Annotated in this window: 8 protein-coding genes; 5 read left to right on the top strand and 3 right to left on the bottom strand. The window is 72.9% G+C overall.

Annotated elements, in window-relative coordinates:
- Positions 1–5: 5 nt before the first annotated feature.
- Entirely contained in the window at positions 6–1,256 is a 1,251-nt protein-coding gene (locus ACZ7DY_RS02320; RefSeq protein ID WP_471128918.1) for a cytochrome P450, read from the bottom strand.
- Between the two features lie 314 nt (positions 1,257–1,570).
- On the opposite strand from ACZ7DY_RS02320, the gene ACZ7DY_RS02315 reads away from it, so the two are divergent.
- The 5 genes from ACZ7DY_RS02315 to ACZ7DY_RS02295 all read left to right on the top strand — a co-directional run bounded on the left by ACZ7DY_RS02315 (position 1,571) and on the right by ACZ7DY_RS02295 (position 20,169).
- A complete protein-coding gene (locus ACZ7DY_RS02315) occupies positions 1,571–6,514 on the top strand; it encodes a type I polyketide synthase (protein WP_471128916.1) in 4,944 nt (1,647 codons plus the stop codon).
- A gap of 88 nt (positions 6,515–6,602) precedes the next feature.
- Positions 6,603–17,783 carry a type I polyketide synthase gene (locus ACZ7DY_RS02310; protein ID WP_471128914.1) on the top strand — a complete coding sequence of 3,727 codons (11,181 nt, stop codon included), beginning with the start codon at positions 6,603–6,605 and terminating at the stop codon, positions 17,781–17,783.
- Entirely contained in the window at positions 17,780–18,214 is a 435-nt protein-coding gene (locus tag ACZ7DY_RS02305) for a nuclear transport factor 2 family protein (RefSeq protein ID WP_471128912.1), read from the top strand. The genes ACZ7DY_RS02310 and ACZ7DY_RS02305 overlap by 4 nt, the downstream gene beginning before the upstream one ends.
- A gap of 36 nt (positions 18,215–18,250) precedes the next feature.
- Positions 18,251–18,727, top strand: coding sequence for a nuclear transport factor 2 family protein (locus ACZ7DY_RS02300; RefSeq protein WP_471128909.1), 477 nt, complete (start codon positions 18,251–18,253; stop codon positions 18,725–18,727).
- Positions 18,724–20,169, top strand: coding sequence for an NAD(P)/FAD-dependent oxidoreductase (locus tag ACZ7DY_RS02295; protein WP_471128908.1), 1,446 nt, complete (start codon positions 18,724–18,726; stop codon positions 20,167–20,169). Before ACZ7DY_RS02300 ends, ACZ7DY_RS02295 begins: the two co-directional genes overlap by 4 nt.
- 102 nt (positions 20,170–20,271) lie before the next feature.
- On the opposite strand, the gene ACZ7DY_RS02290 is transcribed toward ACZ7DY_RS02295, so the two are convergent.
- Both ACZ7DY_RS02290 and ACZ7DY_RS02285 read right to left on the bottom strand, forming a co-directional pair.
- Positions 20,272–20,544 (bottom strand): DUF3253 domain-containing protein, encoded by a 273-nt coding sequence (locus ACZ7DY_RS02290; RefSeq protein ID WP_471128905.1) that lies wholly within the window; start codon positions 20,542–20,544, stop codon positions 20,272–20,274.
- 84 nt (positions 20,545–20,628) lie between these two features.
- The gene (locus tag ACZ7DY_RS02285) at positions 20,629–23,580 is read right to left on the bottom strand and encodes a helix-turn-helix transcriptional regulator (protein ID WP_471128902.1); all 2,952 of its coding nucleotides are present in this window, start codon (positions 23,578–23,580) and stop codon (positions 20,629–20,631) included.
- Positions 23,581–23,625 lie beyond the last annotated feature (45 nt).

Raw genomic sequence — 23,625 nt, 5'->3', positions numbered from 1 at the left:
CGCCGTCAGAAGGCGCAGCGCAGGTGCTTGATGCCCTCGATGAAGCTGGAGTCGAGCCGCCTGGGCCGGCCCACGGCATGGATCTGCGGCAGCTCGGCCAGCAGTTCCCGGTACAGGGCGGTGATCTCCATCCGGGCGAGGTGGGCCCCGAGACAGACGTGCGGGCCCACCGCGCCGAAGGTGACGTGCGCGTTCGCGCCACGTGTGATGTCGAAACGGTACGGGTCGGGGAAGACGTTCTCGTCCCGGTTGCCGGACCAGTAGAACATGAAGATCCGGTCACCCCTGCGGAACCTGTGCCCGTTCATGTCGCAGTCCCGGGTGGCGACCCGGCGCATCCAGTTGATGGGCGTGGAGACCCGCAGGATCTCCTCGACCGCGCCCTTCGCGTACGTGTCGAAGTCCGAGACGAGCAGCTGCTTCTGCTCGGGGTGCTCGGTCAGCAGCACCAGGGCGTGCGAGATGGCGTTGCGGGTGGTCTCCATCCCGGCGATGACCAGCAGGATGAAGAACGAGACGAGCTCCTGGCGGGTCAACTGCTCGCCATCGGGCCGCACTTGCACCAGCTTGGTGATCAGGTCTTTGCCGGGGGCGGCCAGCCGCTCCTCGCGCAGGCCCGCGATGTAGTCGCCGAGTTCCTTGGACGCCTCGATGACCGCGCGTTCGGAGTCGGCGCGGTCGGGCACGTAGTCCGGGTCGAGGGGGCCCACGATCGTGTTGGACCGCTCGAAGAGGAAGTCGTAGTCCTCCTCGGGGATGCCCATCATGTCGCTGAGCACCGCGATCGGCATCTCCGCGGCGACGGGCCTGATGAAGTCCCCGGGTCCGCGCTCGACGAGTTCGCGGATGATGCGGCGGGCGGTGCGGGTCGCCACGGCCTCGAACTCGGGGATCATGTTGCGGCCGAAGGAGCGCGAGACGATGCGGCGCAGCCGGGAGTGTTCCGGGTTGTCCATGTTGATCATCGAACCGTAGTACTCGTCCAGCTCGGGCGGCAGGCCGATGATGGTGGTCGCGCCGTTCGAGGAGAAGTCCTGCGGCCGCCGGCTCACCTCCACGATGTCGGCGTACTTGACCAGCGCGTGGTAGCCGAACGTCCAGGGCACGCCCGGCATGTTCTGCCGGATGAACGCCGGATGCGGCAGCCTGCGCAACTCCTCGAACAACGCCACACGTTCCTCGTGCGGCCGCGCCCAGAACGACGGGTCGACCAGGTCGGGGAGTGTGGCGGCCGGCTTGCTGTCCGTGATGGGCACGATGCCTCGCTTCGCGTGATCAGAGCGTGACGACCTGAGACCGGATCACCTTGGCAGGCACCGCTTAAGTGTCCCTAAGAAACCCCTCCTCCACCCGCCCACCCCCGCGACCAGGGGCGACGGCACGCGAACGGGGCCCCACAGAGCCGGGTGGGCGGCGTACAGAGCCGAGTATTAGGAGGGCTTTAGCGGCGTCGACGAGTCTGCGGACCGGCGGGGCCCCGCCTGCCCGACGCTCACGCCGATCCCACGGCTGTCCGGCCGTCGGGTCAGGGGTCCGGCCGTTCTCGCGGAGAGGAGCGGTTGTCACCGGGATGGCGCACACCGAAGAGAAGCTTCTTGAGTACCTCAAGCGGGTCACTGCGGACCTGCGTCAGACGGAACGCCGGTTGCAGGACGTCGAGTCGGCGGGCCACGAGCCGATCGCCGTCATCGGCATGGCCTGCCGGCTGCCGGGCGGAGTCCGGTCCCCCGAAGAATTCTGGGAACTGATCTCCACGGGCGGCGACGCCGTCGCCCCCCTGCCCGGCAACCGCAACTGGGACCTCGACTCCCTCTACGACCCGGACCCGGAGAGCACCGGCACCAGCTACGTCCGCGAAGGCGGATTCGTCTACGACGCCGGCGACTTCGACTCCACGTTCTTCGGCATCGGACCGAGTGAGGCCCTCGCCATGGCGCCGCAGCAGCGGCTCGCCCTGGAGACGGCGTGGGAGGCCATCGAACGCGCCGGCATCGACCCGCTCTCCCTCCGCGCCAGCGCCACCAGCACCTTCATCGGCTGCGACGGACTCGACTACGCGCTGGGCGCCTCCGAGGTGCCCGAGGGCACCGCCGGCTACTTCACCATCGGCAACTCCGGCAGCGTCACCTCGGGCCGCGTCGCCTACACGCTGGGCCTCGAGGGCCAGGCGGTCACGATCGACACCGCGTGCTCCTCGTCGCTCGTCTCCCTCCACCTCGCCGCCCAGGCCCTGCGCACCCAGGAGTGCTCGCTGGCCCTCGCCGGCGGTACGTACGTGATGTCCTCGCCGGCCCCGCTGATCGGCTTCAGCGAGCTGCGCGGCCTCGCCCCCGACGGCCGGTGCAAGCCGTTCTCGGCGGGCAGCGACGGCATGGGCATGGCCGAGGGCACCGGCGTGGTGCTCCTGGAACGCCTCTCCGACGCCCGCCGCAACGGCCACAAGGTCCTTGCGGTGATACGGGGCTCCGCCGTCAACCAGGACGGCGCGAGCAACGGCCTGACCGCGCCCAACGGCCCCGCCCAGGAACGCGTCATCCGCGCCGCGCTCGCCAATGCCCGCCTCACCGCCGAGGACATCGACGCCGTGGAGGCCCACGGCACCGGCACGACCCTCGGCGACCCCATCGAGGCCGGGGCCCTCATCTCCGCCTACGGACAGGAACGGCCCGCGGAACGCCCCCTCTGGGTGGGAGCGGTGAAGTCCAACATCGGCCACACGCAGATCGCCGCGGGCGTGGCGGGCGTCATCAAGATGGTCCTGGCCCTCCAGAACGAGCTGCTGCCCGCCATCCTGCACGTCGACTCCCCCTCGCCCCACGTCGAATGGGACGGCAGCGGGCTGCGCCTGCTCACCGAGCCCGTGAAGTGGCCGCGCGGCGAGCGCCCGCGCAGGGCGGGGGTCTCCTCGTTCGGGTTCTCGGGGACGAATGCGCATCTGATCCTGGAGGAGGCGCCGGCGGAGGTGCCTTCGGGGGAGGTCTCTTCCGAGGAGGCTGCTTCGGGTGGCGCGGTTGCGCCCGGGGCGGGTGTGGTGCCGTGGGTGGTGTCCGGGCGCTCGTTCGACGCGTTGCGTGAACAGGCGCGGCGGCTGGACGAGTTCACCTCACGGGACTCTGACTCCACGGTGGACGAGGTCGGCTGGTCGCTGGTGATGAGCCGGTCCGTGTTCGAGCAGCGGGCCGTCGTCGTGGGCCGCGACCGGGACGAGTTGAGGGCCGGGCTGCGGTCGCTGGCGGCGGGCGACGCGTGCGCGGATGTCGTGTCCGGTGCGGCGACTTCTGCGGGGGCGGGGCCGGTGCTGGTCTTCCCCGGGCAGGGGTCGCAGTGGGTGGGCATGGGTGCTCAACTGTTGGATGAGTCGCCGGTGTTCGCGGAACGGATCGCGGAGTGTGAGCGGGCGCTTTCGGCGTACGTGGACTGGTCACTGACCGAGGTGTTGCGCGGGGACGGCCATGAGCTGTCCCGGGTCGAGGTCGTCCAGCCGGTGCTGTGGGCGGTGATGGTGTCCCTGGCCGCCGTCTGGGAGGACTACGGGATCAAGCCGGCTGCCGTCATCGGGCACTCGCAGGGGGAGATGGCTGCCGCGTGTGTGGCCGGGGCGCTGTCGCTGGAGGATGCGGCTCGGATTGTTGCGGTGCGCAGTGATGCGCTCCGGCAGCTTCAGGGACATGGCGACATGGCGTCGCTGGGGACGGGGGCCGAGGAGGCTGCCGAGCTCATCGGCGACCGGCCGGGAGTCTGTGTCGCGGCCGTCAACGGTCCCTCGTCCACGGTCATTTCGGGTCCGCCGGAGCATGTCGCGGCGGTTGTCGCCGATGCGGAGGCGCGTGGTCTGCGGGCCCGGGTCATCGATGTCGGCTATGCCTCGCACGGCCCGCAGATCGACGAGCTGCGCGACCTGCTGACCGAGCGCCTTTCCGACATCACCCCCTCCCGTACTGATGTCGCCTTCTACTCGACGGTCACGGCCGAGCGTCTCGACGACACCACCGCCCTGGACACCGAGTACTGGGTCACCAACCTCCGCCAACCGGTCCGCTTCGCCGACACCATCGAAGCCCTCCTCGCCGACGGCTACCGGCTCTTCATCGAAGCCAGCCCGCACCCCGTCCTCAACCTCGGCATGGAAGAAACCATCGAGCGTGCCGACATCCCCGCCACCGTCGTGCCCACCCTGCGCCGCGATCACGGCGACACCATCCAGCTCACTCGCGCCGCCGCCCACGCCTTCACCGCCGGTGCCGAGGTCGACTGGCGGCGTTGGTTCCCGGCCGACCCCACCCCCCGTACCGTCGACCTGCCCACCTACGCCTTCCAGCGACGCCACTACTGGCTCGAACCGTCCGCGTCACCCGTGGCGGGCGGCGACGGGGAGCAGGGGGCCGCCGAGGCGCAGTTGTGGCGGGCCGTCGAGGATCTCGACCTCGGGCTGCTCGCCGAGACGCTGGGCTCGGAGGAGGGCAGCGAAGAGGCGGTCCGTGCGCTGGAGCCCGCGTTGCCGGTGCTTCAGGGGTGGCGCCGGCGGCACCGGGACCAGGCGGTCGTCGACTCGTGGCGCTACCGGGTCACGTGGAGGCATCAGGACGACGGTCCCCCGCCGGAACTGGGCGGGGAGTGGCTGCTGTTCGTACCCTCGGCGCTGTCCGAGCACCCCGCCGTACGGGCGACGGCCGAGGCGCTGGCCGGGCACGGGGCCTCCGATGTCCGGCTGCATCCGGTCGAGACCGGTCGGGCGTCCCGCGAGGACCTGGCCTCGGTGGAGACCGACGGCCTCGCCGGGATCGTCAACCTGCTGGCGCTGGACGAGGAGCCGCATCCCGAGCATCCGGCCGTACCCGCCGGGCTCGCCGCGACCACCGCTCTCATCCAGGCCCTCGCCGACAACGGCACGACCGCGCCCCTCCACACGGTCACGCAGGGCGCCGTCTCCACGAGCGCCACCGATCCCCTCACCCACCCTTTGCAGGCACACGTGTGGGGGCTCGGGCGCGTCGCCGCCCTCGAACACCCGCGTCTGTGGGCCGGGTTGATCGACCTGCCGTCCCGCGTCGACCGGAAGACCCTCACCCGGCTCGCCGCCGCTCTCCTCCCCCAGGACGAGGACCAGACCGCCGTCCGCGCCACCGGCACCCACACCCGGCGCCTGACCCACGCCCCCACCACCCCCGGCACCCACCGGATCGAGCCCGCCTGGCAGCCCCGGGGCACCACCCTCATCACGGGCGGCACCGGCGGCATCGGTGCCGTCCTCGCCCGCTGGCTCGCCCACCGGGGCGCACCCCGCCTGCACCTGACCAGCCGGCGCGGTCTAGATGCCCCCGGCGCCCGCGAGCTGGCCGACGAGCTGACCCGGCTCGGGACGGCCGTCACCATCACCGCCTGCGACGTCAGCGACCGCGAACAGCTCCGTCGTCTCGTCGAGGAGGTTCCCGCCGACCACCCCCTGTCCGCCGTCATCCATGCCGCGGGGATCACCGATCTGACCTCGATCGGTGATCTGACGTCCGAGCGTCTGGGACAGGTGCTCGGTTCCAAGTCCGACGCGGCCTGGACGCTGCACGAGCTGACGCGGGAGCTGGATCTCTCGGCGTTCGTGATGTTCTCCTCCGGCGCCGGTGTGTGGGGAAGCGGACAACAGGGCGCCTACGGAGCCGCCAACCACTTCCTCGACGCCCTCGCCGAACACCGCCGCACCCTGGGGCTGGCCGCCACCTCCATCGCCTGGGGGCCATGGGCCGAAGCCGGCATGTCGGCCGACCAGGAGTCACTGACGTACTTCAAGCGCTTCGGTCTGCTGCCGATCCGGCCCGACCTGTGCGTCAAGGCGCTCCATCAGGCGGTCGACGCGGGCGACACGACCCTGACCGTGGCCGACTTCGACTGGCAGCTGTTCACGCCGACGTTCACCGCGCAGCGGCCCAGCCCCTTCCTGGACGACATCCCGGAGAACCGCCGGGAGGCGGAGCAGACCGGGTCCGCGGCGGAGAGCAGCGCCTTCCGCACGGAGTTCGCGAAGACGCCCGCGTCACAGCGGCTCGGCTTCCTCGTCCAGCAAGTCCGGACGTACGCGGCCGCCACGCTCGGCAGAACGGTGGAGGACATCCCCGCATCGAAGCCGTTCCAGGAACTGGGCTTCGACTCGCTCACCGCCGTCCAACTGCGTAACCAGCTCAACGCCACGACCGGATTGACGCTGCCCGCCACCGTCATCTTCGACCATCCGACGTCCGAGGCCCTCGCCACCGAGCTGCGCGGGCGGCTGGGCGACGAGGACGGGGCCGTCGGCGAGGGCAACGTGCTCGCGGCGCTCGACAAGTGGGACGCCGCGTACGGCTCGGCCGAAGTGGATGAGGCCGCGCGCCGTCGCATCGTGGGCCGGCTGCAGGTGCTGGTCTCGAAGTGGAGTCCCGCCCAGGACGGCCCGGAGGGGGCCGAGTCCGCCCACGCCGACCTGGAGGCGGCGAGCGCGGACGACATCTTCGACCTCATCTCCAACGAGTTCGGGAAGTCCTGATCCCCGCCCTCATCCCTACCCCCGTCCCCGCCTCTCCCGTCACTCGTACGTTCCCCGTCACCACGTAGCGCCAAGGAGCCTGGGTCAGATGTCGAACGAGGAGAAACTTCTCGATCACCTCAAGTGGGTCACCGCGGAGCTGCGCGAGGCCCGCCAGAAGCTCCGCGACAAGGAGTCGGCGGAGCCGGTCGCGATCGTGGGCATGGCCTGCCGTTTCCCCGGCGGCACGCGGTCCGCCGAGGACCTGTGGCAGTTGGTGCGCGACGGCGGCGACGCGGTCTCGGCCTTCCCCGACGACCGGGGCTGGGACCTCGAATCCCTGTACCACCCGGACCCGGAGCACCCGGGCACCAGCTATGTGCGGGACGGTGCGTTCCTGTACGACGCGGGCGACTTCGACGCCGAGTTCTTCGGGATCAGCCCGCGCGAGGCCGTGGCGATGGACCCGCAGCAGCGGCTGCTCCTGGAGACCGCCTGGGAGGCGATCGAGCACGCGGGGCTCAACCCGCAGTCACTGCGGGGCAGCGACACCGGGGTCTTCACCGGCGTGAGCGCCCACGACTACCTGACGCTGATCAGCCAGACGGCGAGTGACGTGGAGGGGTACATCGGCACCGGCAACCTCGGCAGCGTGGTGTCGGGCCGGATCTCGTACACGCTGGGCCTCGAAGGTCCCGCCGTGACGGTCGACACGGCCTGTTCGTCGTCCCTGGTCGCGATCCACATGGCGAGCCAGGCGCTGCGTCAGGGCGAGTGCTCCTTCGCGCTGGCCGGTGGCTCGACGGTGATGGCGACGCCCGGCTCGTTCACCGAGTTCTCGCGGCAGCGCGGGCTCGCGCCCGACGGGCGGTGCAAGCCGTTCGCGGCCGCCGCGGACGGCACCGGCTGGGGCGAGGGCTCCGGCATGGTGGCGCTCGAACTGCTCTCCGACGCACGCCGCCGCGGCCATCAGGTCCTCGCGGTCGTCCGCGGTTCGGCCATCAACCAGGACGGTACGAGCAACGGCCTCGCCGCGCCCAACGGCCCCTCGCAGGAACGCGTCATCCGCGCCGCCCTCGCCAACGCCCGCCTCTCGCCTGAGGACGTCGACGCGGTGGAGGCCCACGGCACGGGCACCACGCTCGGCGACCCCATCGAGGCGCAGGCGCTGCTGGCCACGTACGGCCAAGGGCGGCCCGAGGAACGGCCGTTGTGGCTCGGCTCGGTCAAGTCGAACATCGGTCACACGCAGGCCGCCGCGGGCGTCGCGGGCGTCATCAAGATGGTGATGGCCCTGCGCCACGGCCTCCTGCCGACCTCCCTCCACATCGACGCACCCTCACCCCACGTCCAATGGGACCAGGGCGGTGTACGCCTCCTCTCCGAGTCCGTCGCATGGCCGGCGGAGCGCACGCGACGGGCGGGCATCTCGGCGTTCGGCATCTCGGGGACGAACGCGCATCTGATCCTGGAGGAGGCGCCGGAGGAGGTGACGGACCCGGAGGTCCCTGCGGAGGAGACATCCTCGTCGGGCGCGGTGTCGCCGGGCGCGGGTGCAGGTGCGGGTGCGGGTGTGGTCCCTTGGGTCGTGTCCGGGCGGACCGGGGCAGCCTTGCGCGAACAGGCGCGGCGGCTGCGTGAGTTCACCGCCGGGGACACGGCCGCCTCGTCGGACGAGCTCGGCTGGTCCCTGACCGCGACGCGGCCGCTGTTCGAGCACCGGGCCGTCGTCGTGGGCCGCGACCGGGACGCGCTGACGGCAGGCCTGGGGTCTCTCGCTGCGGGTGAGGCGTCGGCAGACGTGGTGTCGGGGGTGGCCGGGGATGTGGGGCCAGGGCCGGTGCTGGTCTTTCCCGGGCAGGGGTCGCAGTGGGTGGGCATGGGTGCCCAACTGCTGGATGAGTCGCCGGTGTTCGCGGGGCGGATCGCTGAGTGTGAGCAGGCGCTTTCGGCGTACGTGGACTGGTCACTGACGGATGTGCTGCGCGGGGATGGCGGTGAGCTGTCCCGGGTCGAGGTCGTCCAGCCGGTGTTGTGGGCGGTGATGGTGTCCCTGGCTGCGGTCTGGGAGGACTACGGGATCAAGCCGGCTGCCGTCATCGGGCACTCGCAGGGTGAGATGGCTGCCGCGTGTGTGGCCGGGGCGTTGTCGCTGGAGGATGCGGCGCGGATCGTCGCGGTGCGCAGTGATGCGCTCCGGCAGCTTCAGGGGCACGGCGACATGGCCTCGCTCGGTACCAGTGCCGAGGAGGCCGCCGAGCTCATCGGCGACCGGCCGGGGGTGTGCGTGGCGGCCGTCAACGGGCCCTCGTCCACGGTCATTTCGGGTCCGCCGGAGCATGTCGCGGCGGTCGTCGCTGACGCGGAGGCGCGGGGCCTGCGCGCCCGCGTCATCGACGTCGGTTATGCCTCCCATGGCCCCCAGATCGACGAACTCCGCGACCTGCTGACCGAGCGCCTGGCCGACATTCAGCCGTCGAGCACTGACGTGGCTTTCTACTCGACCGTCACGGCCGAGCGCCTCGCCGACACCACTGCCCTGGACACCGAGTACTGGGTCACCAACCTCCGTCAGCCGGTGCGTTTCGCCGACACCATCGAAACCCTACTCGCCGACGGCTACCGGCTCTTCATCGAAGCCAGCCCCCACCCCGTCCTCAACCTCGGCATCCAGGAAACCCTCGAACAGACCGGCGTCACCGCGCACACCATCCCGACCCTGCGCCGCGATCACGGCGGCAGTGTTCAGCTCACGCATGCCGCCGCGCAGGCGTTCGCCGTCGGTGCCGAGGTCGACTGGCGGCGTTGGTTCCCGGCCGACCCCACCCCTCGTACCGTCGGCCTGCCCACGTACGCCTTCCAGCACCGGCACTACTGGGTGGAGCCGCCTGCGGCAGGCGTGCCCACGGGCGGTGGTCATGATCCGGTCGAGGCCCGGGTGTGGCAGGCGATCGAGGACCAGGACATCGATGCCCTCGCGGGCAGTCTGGACATCGACGGGCAGGCCGAGACCGTCCGGGCGCTGGAGCCCGCGCTGCCCGTCCTCTCCGCGTGGCGCCGCCGGCACCGGGAGCGGACCACGGTCGACTCCTGGCGTTACCACGTCACGTGGAAGCACCTGCCCGACGGCCCCACACCGGAGCTGGGCGGAACGTGGCTGCTCCTCGCGCCCTCCGCGCATGCCGACCACCCCGCCGTCCTCGCGACCGCCCAGACACTGGCCGCGCACGGTGGCGACGTACGACGCCACCTGGTCGACACGCGCACCGTCGAGCGGGCCGGGCTGACCCAGGAACTGCGGTCCCTGATGGACGGCGGGGTCGCCTTCTCCGGGATCGTCAACCTGCTCGCGTTGGACGAGGAGCCGCATCCCGAGCATCCGGCCGTCCCCGCCGGGCTCGCCGCCACCACCACGCTCGTCCAGGCCCTGGGTGACACCGGCGCCGACATCGCCGTACGCACCCTGACGCAGGGGGCCGTCTCGACCAGCGCCACCGATGGGCTGACCCATCCCGTGCAGGCACAGGTGTGGGGGCTGGGTCGCGTCGCCGCGCTGGAGTATCCCCGGCTGTGGGGCGGGCTCGTCGATCTGCCCGGCCGCATCGACCACCAGGCGCTCGCCCGGCTCGCCGCCGCGCTGGCCCCTCAGGACGAGGACCAGATCGCCGTCCGGCCCGGCGGTGTCCACGCCCGCCGGCTCACCCACGCGCCCGCCGCGGCGCAGACCGGCGGTGTGCCGTGGCGGCCCGAGGGCACCACCCTCATCACGGGTGGTACGGGCGGCATCGGTGCCGTCCTCGCCCGCTGGCTCGCCCGTGAGGGTGCCCCCCATCTGCTCCTGACCAGCCGCCGCGGCCCCGATGCGCCCGGCGCCCGGGACCTCGCCGCGGAACTGACGGAGTTGGGTTCCACCGTCACCATCACCTCCTGCGATGTGGGCGACCGCGAGCAGGTGCGTGCGCTCGTCGACGGCGTGCCCGCCGAACACCCGCTCAGGGCCGTGATCCATGCGGCCGGAGTACCGAACTACATCGGTCTCGGCGAAGTGTCGGGCGCGGAGCTTGACGAGGTGCTGCGGCCCAAGGCGCTCGCGGCGCTGAACCTTCACGAGCTGACGCGGGAGCTGGATCTCTCGGCGTTCGTGATGTTCTCCTCCGGCGCCGGTGTGTGGGGAAGCGGACAACAGGGCGCCTACGGAGCCGCCAACCACTTCCTCGACGCCCTCGCCGAACACCGCCGCACTCTGGGGCTGGCCGCCACCTCCATCGCCTGGGGGCCGTGGGCCGAGGCCGGCATGGCATCGGATCAGGCCGCGCTCACGTTCTTCAGCCGCTTCGGCCTCCACCCGCTGGCGCCCGACCTCTGCGTCAAGGCGCTGCACCAGGCGCTCGACGCCGGAGAGACGACGTTGACGGTCGCGAACTTCGACTGGGCGCAGTTCACGTCGACGTTCACCGCGCAGCGGCCCAGCCCGCTCCTCGCCGACCTGCCCGAGAACCGGCGGGCGAGCACACCGGACGCCCCCGAGGAGACCGGCGAGGCATCCTCGCTGCACCAGGAGCTGACCGAGGCGAAGCCCGCGCAGCAGCGGCAGTTGCTGCTGCAGCACGTGCGCGCGCAGGCCGCGGCCACCCTGGGTCACTCGGACGTCGACGCCGTGCCCGCGACGAAGCCGTTCCAGGAGCTGGGCTTCGACTCGCTGACGGCGGTGGAGCTGCGCAACAAGCTCAACAAGAGCACCGGTCTGACGCTGCCGACCACGGTCGTCTTCGACCACCCCACGCCCGACTCGCTCGCCGACGTCCTGCTGGCCGAGCTGTCCGGGGACACGGCGACGGCCGACACGGCGCGGGCGGCGACGGCGGCAGCCGACGACGAGCCGATCGCCATCGTCGGCATGGCCTGCCGGTATCCGGGGGACGTCCGCTCCGCCGAGGACCTGTGGGACCTGGTCATGGCCCGCAAGGACGCCATGGGCGACTTCCCCGACGACCGGGGCTGGGACCTGGAGACCCTCTACGACCCGGACCCGGAGAGCCGCGGGACCAGCTATGTCCGCGAGGGCGGATTCCTTTACGACGCCGCCGACTTCGACGCCGCCTTCTTCGGCATCAGCCCGCGCGAGGCCATCGCGATGGACCCGCAGCAGCGGCTGCTGTTGGAGACCGCCTGGGAGGCGATCGAACGCGCGGGGCTTGACCGGGAGGCCCTCAAGGGCAGCAACGCCGGCGTGTTCACGGGACTGACGATCTTCGATTACCTGGCGCTCGTCGGCGAACGCCCCACCGAGGTCGAGGGGTACATCGGCACCGGCAACCTCGGCTGTGTCGCCTCCGGCCGGGTGTCGTACGTACTCGGCCTCGAGGGCCCGGCGATGACGATCGACACCGGATGTTCGTCGTCCCTGGTCGCCATCCACCAAGCGGCGCACGCCCTGCGGCAGGGCGAGTGCTCGCTCGCCCTCGCGGGCGGCGCGACCGTGATGGCCACGCCGGGCGCGTTCGTCGAGTTCTCCCTGCAGCGCGGGCTCGCCAAGGACGGCCGGTGCAAGCCGTTCGCGGCTGCCGCGGACGGCACCGGCTGGGCCGAGGGAATCGGCCTCGTCGTCCTCGAACGGCTCTCGGAGGCCCGCCGCAACGGCCACAACGTCCTTGCCGTGATCCGGGGTTCGGCCATCAACCAGGACGGTACGAGCAACGGGCTGACGGCACCCAACGGGCAGGCGCAGCAGCGGGTGATCCGGCAGGCCCTCGCCAATGCCCGGCTGTCGGCCGAGGACGTCGACGCGGTGGAGGCGCACGGCACGGGCACGATGCTCGGCGACCCCATCGAGGCCAGTGCGCTCGTCGCCACGTACGGCAAGGAGCGGCCGGAGGACCGGCCGCTGTGGCTCGGTTCCATCAAGTCGAACATCGGCCACGCCCAGGCCTCGGCAGGTGTCGCCGGCGTCATCAAGATGGTGATGGCCCTGCGCAACGAGCAGCTGCCCGCCTCCCTGCACATTGACGCCCCCACCCCGCACGTGGAGTGGGAGGGCAGCGGCGTACAGCTGCTCTCCGAGCCGGTCGCCTGGCCGCGCGGCGAGCGCCCGCGCCGCGCGGGCGTGTCCGCCTTCGGCATCTCGGGCACGAACGCGCACGTCATCCTGGAGCAGGCCCCCGACGACCAGGCACCCGACGCCCCGGAGCCGGTGGCCCCCGCCAGCCCTGGTGACTCGCGGATGGACGACGCGCCGTCCGGAGTGGTGCCGTGGGTGGTGTCGGCGCGGGGCGCGGACGCGCTCCGGGCCCAGGCCGCTCGGCTGGCCGAGCGCGCGACGGCCGATCCGCGGCTCGCCTCCCCCCTTGACGTGGGCTGGTCGCTGGTGACCACGCGGTCGGTGTTCGAGGACCGGGCCGTGGTGGTCGGCAAGGACCGCGAAACGCTCCTCGCCGGGCTGCGGTCACTGGCGGCGGGCGAGCCCTCTCCGGACATCGTCGAAGGCACGGTCCAGGGCGCCTCCGGGGCCGGGCCGGTGCTGGTTTTCCCCGGGCAGGGGTCGCAGTGGGTGGGCATGGGTGCCCAACTGCTGGATGAGTCGCCGGTGTTCGCGGAACGGATCGCTGAATGTGAGCGAGCGCTTTCGGCGTACGTGAACTGGTCACTGACGGACGTGCTGCGGGGGGATGGCGCCGAGCTGTCCCGGGTCGAGGTCGTCCAGCCCGTGCTGTGGGCGGTGATGGTGTCCCTGGCTGCGGTGTGGGAGGACTACGGGATCAAGCCGGCCGCCGTCATCGGGCACTCGCAGGGTGAGATGGCGGCCGCGTGTGTGGCCGGGGCGCTGTCGCTGGAGGATGCGGCACGGATCGTCGCGGTGCGCAGTGACGCGCTCAGGCAGCTTCAAGGTCACGGCGACATGGCCTCGCTCGGGACGGGGGCCGAGGAGGCTGCCGAGCTCATCGGCGACCGGCCGGGTGTCTGTGTCGCGGCTGTCAACGGGCCGTCCTCCACCGTCATTTCGGGCCCGCCGGAGCACGTGGCTTCCGTGGTCGCTGACGCCGAAGCGCGTGGTCTCCGCGCCCGGGTCATCGACGTCGGCTACGCCTCCCACGGCCCCCAGATCGACGAACTCCGCGACCTGCTGACCGAGCGCCTTTCCGACATCACCCCCTCCCGTACCGACGTCGCCTTCTACTCGACCGTCACGGCCGAACGTCTCGACGACACCACCGCCCTGGACACCGAGTACTGGGTCACCAACCTCCGCCAACCGGTCCGCTTCGCCGACACCATCGAAACCCTCCTCGCCGACGGCTACCGGCTCTTCATCGAAGCCAGCCCCCACCCCGTCCTCAACCTCGGCATGGAAGAAACCATCGAACAAGCCGACATCCCCGCCACCGTCATCCCCACCCTGCGCCGCGACCACGGCGACACCACCCAGCTCACCCGCGCCGCCGCCCACGCCTTCACCGCCGGCGCCGACATCGACTGGACGGGATGGTTCCCGGCGGTTCCGTTGCCGCGGGTGGTGGATCTGCCGACGTACGCCTTCCAGCGGGAGCGGTTCTGGCTGGAGGGGCGCAGGGGGGTCGCCGGGGATCCGGCGGGGCTCGGTCTCGCGTCCGCCGGGCATCCGCTGCTCGGGGCCGCCGTGGAACTCGCGGACGGCAGCAGTCATCTGCTGACCGGGCGGATCTCGCCGAAGGATCAGGCGTGGCTGGCGGAACACCGGGTGATGGACACCGTGCTGCTGCCGGGTTCGGCCTTTGTCGAGCTGGCGATGCAGGCGGCCGTGCGTACCGGCTGCGAAGAGCTCGCGGAGCTGACGCTGCACACCCCGCTCGCCTTCGGGGACGAGGGTTCGGGTGCGGTCGATCTGCAGGTGGCGGTCGGCCCGGTGGGCGAGGACGGCCGGCGTCCCGTGTCCGTCTATTCGCGGTCCGTGGGTGACGGCGAGGACGCCGTGTGGACCCGGCACGCCGCGGGTGTGGTCGCGGATGCGGCCGATGGCCCAGGGGCCGATGCCGTGGACGCCTCGTTCGACGGGGCCTGGCCGCCGCCCGGCGCCGAGCCGGTCGGCGGGCAGGATCCGTATGCGGAACTCGCCTCGTACGGCTACGACTTCGGCCCGAGTTCCCAGGGACTCGTGGCGGCCTGGCGGCTGGGTGAGGACATGTTCGCCGAGGTCGCGCTCCCCGATGCGGAGAGCGGCGGGGCGGGACGCTATCAGGTGCACCCGGTGCTTCTCGACGCCACGCTGCACGCGTTGATCCTGGACGCGGTCACCTCGTCCGCCGACACCGACCAGGTGCTGCTGCCGTTCTCCTGGGGCGGGCTGCGGGTGCATGCGGCGGGTGCGGACAGGCTGCGGGTCCGTATCGCGCGGACCGGGCAGGACCAGTTGGCGCTGACCGCCGTGGACGGGGCTGGGGCGCCGGTCCTGACGCTGGAGTCGCTGACCGTGCGGCCGGTGGCCGCCCACCAGATCGCGGGTGCCCGTGCGGCGGACCGTGACGCGCTCTTCCAGCTCGACTGGAAGCCGGCGGGCGCACGGGGCGAGGATCACCGGGGTGAGGAGCAGCGTGGTGCCGAGCGGTGCGCTGTCGTCGCGGACGCCCGGGAGCCGCTGACCGCTGCCCTGGCCGGTGCGTTGCCCGATGCCCCGGTGCGGGACACGTTCGCGGAGCTGCGGGCCGGGGTGGTGGCCGAGGGCGAGGCGCCCGATGTCGTACTCGCCGTGGGTGCCACGTCCGCCGGAGAAGGCGGCGCCGCCGGTGACCTGGCCGGGGAGGCGCGGCGGGCGGCAGTCTCACTGCTGTCGCTGCTGAAGGAGTGGGTGGACGACCCGTTGTTCGCCGCGAGCCGTCTCGTCGTCGTCACCCGGGGCGCGGTCGCCGTGCGGCCCGGTGAGGGTGCCGACGATCTGCCGGGCGCGTCATTGTGGGGTCTGGTGCGCAGTGCGCAGGCCGAGAACCCTGGTCGTCTCACGTTGCTCGACGTGGACGACAGCGAGGCTTCTCTCGCCGCGCTGCCGGACGTACTGGCGTCCGGGGAACCGGAGTCGGCACTGCGGGACGGACGGGAGTACGTGCCGCGGCTCGTGCGTGACGATGCCTCCACGCGGCTCGCGCCGCCGGTCGGGTCGCTCACCTGGCGTCTGGCCCAAGAGGGCGGTTCCGGGCGGGAGTTGGCGCTCGTGGACGCGCCGGAGGCCGGGCGGGCGCTGGAGCCGAACGAGGTGCGGGTGGCGCTGCGGGCCGCCGCGTCGGACGCCGGTCCGCTCGGTGCGGGCCGGGTCGAGGGCGCCGGTGTGGTGACCGAGGTCGGTGCTGAGGCCGGCGGGGTGGCCGTCGGTGACCGGGTGATGGGTCTGTTCGACGTGGTGGGGCCGGTGGCCGTCACCGAGGCCGGGCTGCTCGCCCCGGTGCCCGCCGGGTGGAGCTGGGCGCAGGCGGCCGGCTCCGTGGGGGCGCATGTGGCGGCCTACCACGTCCTGGCGGATGTCGTCGCGGTGCGGGGCGGGCAGACGCTGCTCGTCGAGGAGGGGGTCGGTCCTGTCGGCTCGGCCGTGCGGAGTCTGGCAGGGCGTTGGCGGGTGGACGTTGTCGACGGTGCCTCGTCGGCCGCCGGACCGGGCGATGGGCCGGGTGCCGACGTGGTCATCGGCAGGACGGACGCGGCCGGGGCCGGCGCGGGGTCTCTGGTGGTCCGTCGCGCGGGCGGCCCGGAGGCGGGGCAGGTGGTCGCGCCGCCCGACTCGGGCCGGGTGCGGGACATACTCGCCGAGCTGGCGCGAGAAGACGGGGACGGCTTCCCGGCGCCGCTCGACGTCGCCGTCTGGGACGTCCGGCAGGCCCCCGCGGCCCTGGCCGCGCCGTCCATCGGCCGCAGGATCGTGTTCACGCTGCCCGTCGCCTTCGAACCCGAGGGCACCGTGCTGATCACGGGCGGCACCGGGGCCCTGGGAGCGCTGACGGCGCGTCACCTGGTGAGCCGGTACGGCGCACGCCACCTGCTGCTGTCCAGCAGGCGTGGGGCGGACGCGCCGGGGGCCCTGGAGCTCGCTGCCGACCTCTCCGCGCTCGGCGCGCGGGTCACCTTCGCCGCCTGCGACCCGGGTGACCGGGACGCGGCCGTCGCCCTCCTCGACTCGGTGCCCGACGAGCATCCGCTCACCGCCGTCTTCCACTGCGCGGGCACCGTGAACGACGCCGTCGTGCAGAACCTCACGACCGCACAGGTCGAGGAGGTGATGCGCGTGAAGGCGGACGCCGCCTGGAACCTGCACGAGCTGACGCGGGACGCGGACCTGTCCGCGTTCGTCCTGTACTCCTCGGTCGCCGGGCTGCTCGGCGGTCCCGGGCAGGGCAGCTACACGGCCGCCAACGCCTTCCTCGACGCGCTGGCCGGGCACCGGCACGGCGGCGGGGCGGCGGCGACCTCGCTGGCCTGGGGGTACTGGGACCTGGAGAGCGGCATGTCGGGGCGGCTCACCGACGCCGACCGGGCCCGGCACGCCCGCGCCGGTGTCATCGGGCTCGGCGCCGACGAGGGGCTCGCCCTCCTCGACATCGCGTGGGCCGGCGGGCTGCCGCTGTTCGCGCCGGTCCGCCTCGACCTGGCCAGGATGCGCCGGCAGGCCGGGACCCATCCCGCCCCGGCGCTCCTGCAGGACCTGGTGCGCGGCACGGGCAAGGGCGGCGGATCCGGTTCGGCCGGGGCGTCCGCGCTGCTCAAGGCGCTCGGCGGCATGTCGGAGACGGAGCGGGAGGAGGCCCTCCTCGACCTGGTGTGCACGCATGTCGCGGCGGTCCTCGGCTACGACGCGGCGACACCGGTGAACGCCACGCAGGGGCTGCGGGAGCTCGGCTTCGACTCGCTGACCGCGGTGGAACTGCGCAACCGGCTCTCCTCCGCGACCGGCCTGAAACTGCCCGCCACGTTCGTCTTCGACCACCCCAACCCGGCGGAGCTCGCCGCGCATCTGGGGCAGGAGCTGACGCCGCGGGCCGCCGATCCGCTCGCCGACGTCCTCGCCGAGTTCGAGCGGCTCGAGAACTCGCTCCTCTCGGTCTCCGCGAAGGACGGCACGGCACGGACGGAGCTGGCCGGGCGGCTGCGGGCCACGCTGGCCCGGCTCGACGTGCCGGCACGGACGGCCGAGGAGGCGGGGGTCGCCGCCCGTATCCAGGACGCGTCGGCCGACGAGATCTTCGCGTTCATCGACCGGGACCTCGGCAAGGGCAGCGGCACGGGCAACGGCAACGGACAGGCAGCGGAAGGACCGGCAGTGGAGGGACAGCGATGAACGAGTTCGCCCGCAAGAAGCGCGCCCAGGAGCACAGCAGGCGCGTCAACGCCGGTGATCTGGACGCGATCGTCGAGCTGTACGCGCCCGACGCCGTCCTGGAGGACCCGGTCGGCCTGCCGCCCGTCGTCGGGCACGACGCGCTGCGCGCCCACTACGGGCCGCTCCTCTCCGCGGGCCTGCGGGAGGAGGCGGCCGAGCCGGTCGCCGGGCAGGACGCGACGCACGCGCTGATTCAGGTCACCTCCGTCATGGACTACCTGCCCGTGGGGCCGGTGTACGCGGAGCGCGGCTGGCTCAAGGCCCCCGACGACCCCGGGACGGCGCGCGTCCGGCGGACGGCGATGCTCGTCATCCGCATGGACGCGTCCGGCCTCATCCGGCATCTGAAGTCGTACTGGGGCACATCCGATCTCACGGTCCTCGGCTGAACCGCCGGCCCCGACCCCACCCTTCCTGGAGGTGCCATGCCCGACGAGGCCGCGCGCAAGCAGATGGCCGTCGACTACGCCCAGCGGATCAACGCCGGTGACATCGAGGGCGTCCTCGACCTGTTCACGGACGACATCGTCTTCGAGGATCCGGTGGGCCGGCCGCCGATGGTGGGCAAGGACGATCTGCGCCGCCATCTCGAACTGGCCGTCTCCTGCGGTACGCACGAGGTGCCCGACCCGCCGATGACGTCCATGGACGACCGGTTCGTGGTGACGCCGACCACGGTCACCGTGCAACGCCCCCGGCCCATGACCTTCCGCATCGTCGGCATCGTCGAACTCGACGAGAACGGCCTCGGCCGCCGGGTGCAGGCGTTCTGGGGAGTGACGGACGTGACCATGGACGGGCCCGCCGGGGCCGGTCCGCAGGGCGCGGCGGCCGAGCCGACCGGGACGGACGGGGCGTCCGGGCCCGCCGACACCACTCACCCCGAAGGGATCCGCGCGTGACCACCACCCGACCCGCACACGCCGTCGTCCTGGGCGCCAGCATGGCAGGCGCCCTCACCGCCCACGTCCTGGCCCGCCACGTGGACGCCGTCACCGTCGTCGAGCGCGACGCGCTGCCCGAGGAGCCCCTGCACCGCAAGGGCGTACCGCAGGGCCGCCACGCGCACCTGCTGTGGTCCAACGGGGCCCGCCTCATCGAGGAGATGCTGCCCGGCACCACCGAGCGGCTCCTCGCGGCCGGCGCCCGCCGTCTCGGCTTCCCCGAGGACCTGGTGACGCTGACCGGGCAGGGCTGGCAGCACCGCTTCCCGGCCACGCAGTTCGCACTGGTCGCCAGCCGGCCCCTGCTCGACCTGACGGTACGTCAACAGGCGTTCGCGGCAGACAACGTCACCGTCCGGCAGCGCACCGAGGCCGTCGAACTGACCGGCGACGACCGCCGGGTGACCGGTGTCGTGGTCCGCGAGGTCGAGAGCGGGCGGCAGGAGACCCTGGAGGCCGACCTGGTGATCGACGCCACCGGCCGCGGCTCACGCCTCAAGCAGTGGCTCGCGGCGCTCGGCGTGCCCGCGCTGGAGGAAGACGTCGTGGACGCGGGCGTCGCCTACGCCACCCGGCTCTTCCAGGCCCCGCCCGGCGCGACCAAGCACTTCCCGGCCGTGAACATCGCCGCCGACGACAAGGTGCGCGAGCCCGGCCGCTTCGGCGTGGTCTACCCCATCGAGGGCGGCCGCTGGCTCGCCACGCTCTCCTGCACACGCGGCGCCCAACTCCCGAGCACCGAGGACGAGTTCATACCGTTCGCGGAGAAGCTCAACCACCCCGTCATCGCCGAGCTGCTCCGGGACGCCGAGCCCCTCACCCCCGTCTACGGCTCCCGCTCCGGCGCCAACCGCCGCCTGTACCCGGAACGGCTGGAGCGGTGGCCCGACGGTCTCGTCGTCATCGGCGACTCGCTGACCGCCTTCAACCCGATCTACGGGCACGGCATGAGCTCGGCCGCGCGCTGCGCCGACACGATCGACCGCGAGTTCACGCGGCGGCCGTACGGCGGACCGGGCTCCGCGCTCACCTTGCAGAAGGCCGTCGGAGCGGCGGTCGACGACCCGTGGATCCTGGCCGCCACCAAGGACATCGACTACGTCAACTGCCGTGTCTCCGCGACGGATCCGCGGCTCATCGGCATGGACACCGAGCAGCGCCTGCGGTTCGCGGAAGCGATCACGGCGGCGTCGATCCGTTCCCCGAAGGCGTCCGAGATCGTCACCGACGTGATGAGTCTGAACGCGCCGCAGTCCGAGCTGGGCTCCAACCGTTTCCTGATGGCGATGCGCGCCGACGAGCGCCTTCCGGCGCTGACCGCTCCCCCGTTCCACCCGGACGAGCTGGCCGTGGTGAACCTGGACGCCGCCGCGATCACTCCGGAGGCCGTACGTTCCTGAGGTGACGCACTCCGCCCCGCCCCGGTGCCGTGAAGGGCCGGGGCGGTGTGGTGCGTGTGTGGCCGGCGCCGCGCCCGTGTGGCCGGGCACCGGAGGTCGTGGTCAGCGCACGCGGCGGATGCGGATCGGCCCTCGGGCCTGGGCCGGGTCGACGGGGCGGCCGGACTGGGTGATCTCGACCTCGCCGGCCGCGACCAGGCGCCGGGCCGCGCGACGGGCCGGTTCCATCAGCGCGCGCCAGCCGTCACCGTCGCCTTCGTACACCGCCCGCGCGGCGTCCGACGGGCAGATCGTCGCCGTGGGATCACGGTGCTCGAGGAGCTCCAGGATGGTTCGCTCCAGGCGCCGGTCCGTCTCGGGGTCGTCGTTCGTCACCGCGCCAGTCTCGCACCGGGGACGGCCCGGACCGCTCCGGCACGGCCGGGCGGCGCGGAAGACGCGGGGCCGCTCCGGCCTCCGTCAGCCGAGGGCCGCTTGCAGGTCCACCCGCTTGACGTCGAGTTTCCGGTAGATCCGGGTCAGGTGCTGCTCGACGGTGCTGACCGTGACGCACAGTTTCCGGGAGATCTCCCGGTTGGTGAACCCGTCCGCGGCCAGCTCCGCCACCCGGCGTTCCGCGCCGGTCAGCCCCGGGTCCTGGTCGGCGCCCCCGGGCGGCTCCGGCGTCTCTTCGGCGGTGGCGGGGGCGGGCGTGCTGCCCCAGCGCCGCGCGAGGAGCTGGGCCCTGCGAGCGAGGAGCCGGGCGCGTTCCGCCTCGCCGTCCTCGCGTACGGCCGCGCTCTGGTCCGCGACGGCGCGGGCCAGCTCGAAGGTGTCACCGCACTCCTGGAGTACCGCGACCGCCTCGTCGAGGAGCGCGGTCCGCTCCGGCGCGGGGGACGTGGCCGCCCGCAGGCGCAGCGTCATGCCGTGGGTGCGGCCGCCTTCCGGGGTGGGCAACGCCAGCTGTCGGTCAACGAGTCCGCGGGCCAACAGCGTCTCCCCGAGCGCCACGTACGCTTCGGCGGCGCCCAGGCGCCATGGTTCGATGGCGGGCAGGTCGACGCCCCAGCCGCTCATCCGCGTACCGCAGGCGTAGAAGTCGCACAGCGCCGCGTAGTGGCAGCCGGTGGCCAGGTGGTAGCGGCCCCGCGCCGCCAGGTAGTGCAGCCCCGGCCGGGTCTGGAACACCGCGGCCGGTACGGGGCGTTCGAGCAGTTCGGCCGCTCCGTCCACGTCACCCAGCGCCGACTTCGCCTGTACGGCGGCCGCGAGGGGCAGGCCGATCGCGGCGCCCCAGCCCTTGGGCCCGAGCAGGGCGAGCGCGCGGCCGGCGCACCGGTCGGCGGCGGCCGGGTCGCCCTGGCGCAGGTGGATCAGGGCGCGCCATGCGGTGAACAGCGCCTGCCAGGTGGGGCTGTCGCGCTCGTCGGCCTGCGCGAGGAGCCCGTCGCACCAGGCGGCCGCCCGGTGCGGCCGGTCGTGGTAGGTCAGGGTGGCCAGGGCGGCCGTCTGGACGGCGACCGTGCGGGGGCCGAGCCGGTACCGGTTCAGGGTGCGCTCGGCGGCGTCGGCGGCGTCCCGTCCGGTCCCGTGCAGCAGGTCGTTCAGGAGGGTGCCGGCGCCCTGCAGTTCCGGGGTGAGCGCGGGCGGGGCCGACCGCTGCGAGGACAGGACGCCGGAGCCCAGATGTTCCTTGACGTGCCCGGGGTAGAGGTAGGCGCCCCACAGCCAGGGGGTGTCGAGGTCGGCGGCGTTCATCGGCGGCGTACCGCCCGGGTTCGGTCCGGTGAGGGTTCCGATGGCGTCGAGGCCCTCTTCGACCCGGCCGTGCCACAGCAGGTGGGCCGGCAGCGGTGGCACGGGTCCGGCTTCCGCCGCCGCGGCGCCGGGGACGGGCAGGTGCCTCAGCACCTTCGCGGGGTCGAGCCGCCACTCCGCGTCGGCGAGCGCGCCGACCACCTCCGTCCGCTGCTCGGCACTCCGGCACCGCCCGTGGGCGGCGCGCAGATATCCGATGGCCGTCTCCACCCGGTCTTCCTCCAGGGCGAGCCGGGCGGCCTCCTGGAAGACCGGTACCGCCCAGGGGGCGTCCGGCCGGTCGGCGGCCACGAGGTGGGCGGCCACCTCGGTCGCCGGTGCGCCTTCCTCGTACAGGAGGGTGGCCACCCGTCCGTGCAGTACGCCGCGTTCGCCGGGCTCCATGCCGTCCAGGACCGCCGCACCGAACGCCGGGTGGCACAGACGGCCCTCGTGCACCACTTCCGCGGCGGTCAGCCGGCGCAGGGCATGCGCGACGGACACCGTGTCCACGTCCAGGAGCCGCCCGACCAGCGTCGGGTCGCCGCGCTCGCCCAGCACCGCGAGGGCCCGCGCGACCTGACCCACCGGCGCTTCGTGGCGGTACAGAAAGCCGAGCACGGCCCGTCCGTACGCCTCCCCGGCACCGCCCGCCGCGCGGTGGTCGTCCACCAATGCCCGTACGAGGAGCGGGTATCCGGCACTCATGCCGTGAACGACGGGCGCGAGGGCATGGGCCGTGGGTTCGTCGAGTTCCCGTACGAGCATGGCCTGCACACCGGCCTTCGACAGCGGCTCCAGGCGGATCCGGCACAGACCGGGCTCGTGCGGGAACTCGCTGCCGAGCAGGGCGTTCGACGCCTTCTGCTGCGCGTACTCGGTGAACACCACGTGCAGCCGCGCCGACCGCAGCCGGCGCACCATGTACAGCAGGCACCGCAGAGAGGCCGCGTCGGCGTGGTGCGCGTCATCGACGGCGATGACGACGGGCCGTCCATGGAGCAACTCCCGCAGCTCGCCGCAGAGTCCGCGTAGGACGGGCGCGGGGGGCAGGAGGTCGGGGGCGGGCTGCGGGGGCGCACCGGTCGGCGCTGGTGGGACTGGGGCGGGTGCGTCCGGGAGGGCGGGGCTCGGGAGGGCGGGGTCCGTTTGGGAGGGGTGCGGGACCGTGGGGTTCGGGACGGCAGGGCCCAGGACCGTGAGGCTCGGGACGGCAGGGCCCGGGACCGTGGGGTTCGGGACGGCGGGGCGCGTGAGCGCGAGGTCGGTGACCGGCGGGTTCGTGACCGCCGGGGCCGGGACCGCGAGGGACGTGACCGCTGGGCCCGGGGCAGCGGGGGCGGCCGCGCCGATCCACGCCAGTGCGCGTGCGGCGTTCGCGGCCGGCAGGCCGGGGCTGTGCAGCAGCTGCTCCAGGACGCCCAGCGGCAGGTCGCGCTCGGCGCGGCATGCGGTGGCCGTCAGCACCAGCGCGTCGGAGCAGAGGCGCTGCGTCCACGCACGCAGCAGCGCCGTCTTTCCGGTGCCCACCGCGCCGCTGATCACCACCAGGCTGCCGCGCCCCTCCGGCGTGGAGCCGTCGAAGGCGTCCTGGAGGGTGGTGAGTTCGTCGTTCCGTTCCACCAGGTCCATCGCCTGCTCCCCTCCGTGATCGCCTGCCGTATTCGGAACTCCCGC

It is taken from the genome of Streptomyces sp. NPDC037013, from assembly GCF_055607265.1.
Note: the sequence above shows the minus strand (reverse complement) of the source record. Positions and strands in the feature narration are given on the sequence as shown.

Excerpts from the sequence above, each read along its gene's own strand:
- ACZ7DY_RS02315 (WP_471128916.1), top strand. The coding sequence starts at position 1,571 with ATGGCGCACACCGAAGAGAAGCTTCTTGAGTACCTCAAGCGGGTCACT.
- ACZ7DY_RS02285 (WP_471128902.1), bottom strand. The coding sequence starts at position 23,580 with ATGGACCTGGTGGAACGGAACGACGAACTCACCACCCTCCAGGACGCC.
- ACZ7DY_RS02310 (WP_471128914.1), top strand. The coding sequence starts at position 6,603 with ATGTCGAACGAGGAGAAACTTCTCGATCACCTCAAGTGGGTCACCGCG.
- ACZ7DY_RS02300 (WP_471128909.1), top strand. The coding sequence starts at position 18,251 with ATGCCCGACGAGGCCGCGCGCAAGCAGATGGCCGTCGACTACGCCCAG.
- ACZ7DY_RS02305 (WP_471128912.1), top strand. The coding sequence starts at position 17,780 with ATGAACGAGTTCGCCCGCAAGAAGCGCGCCCAGGAGCACAGCAGGCGC.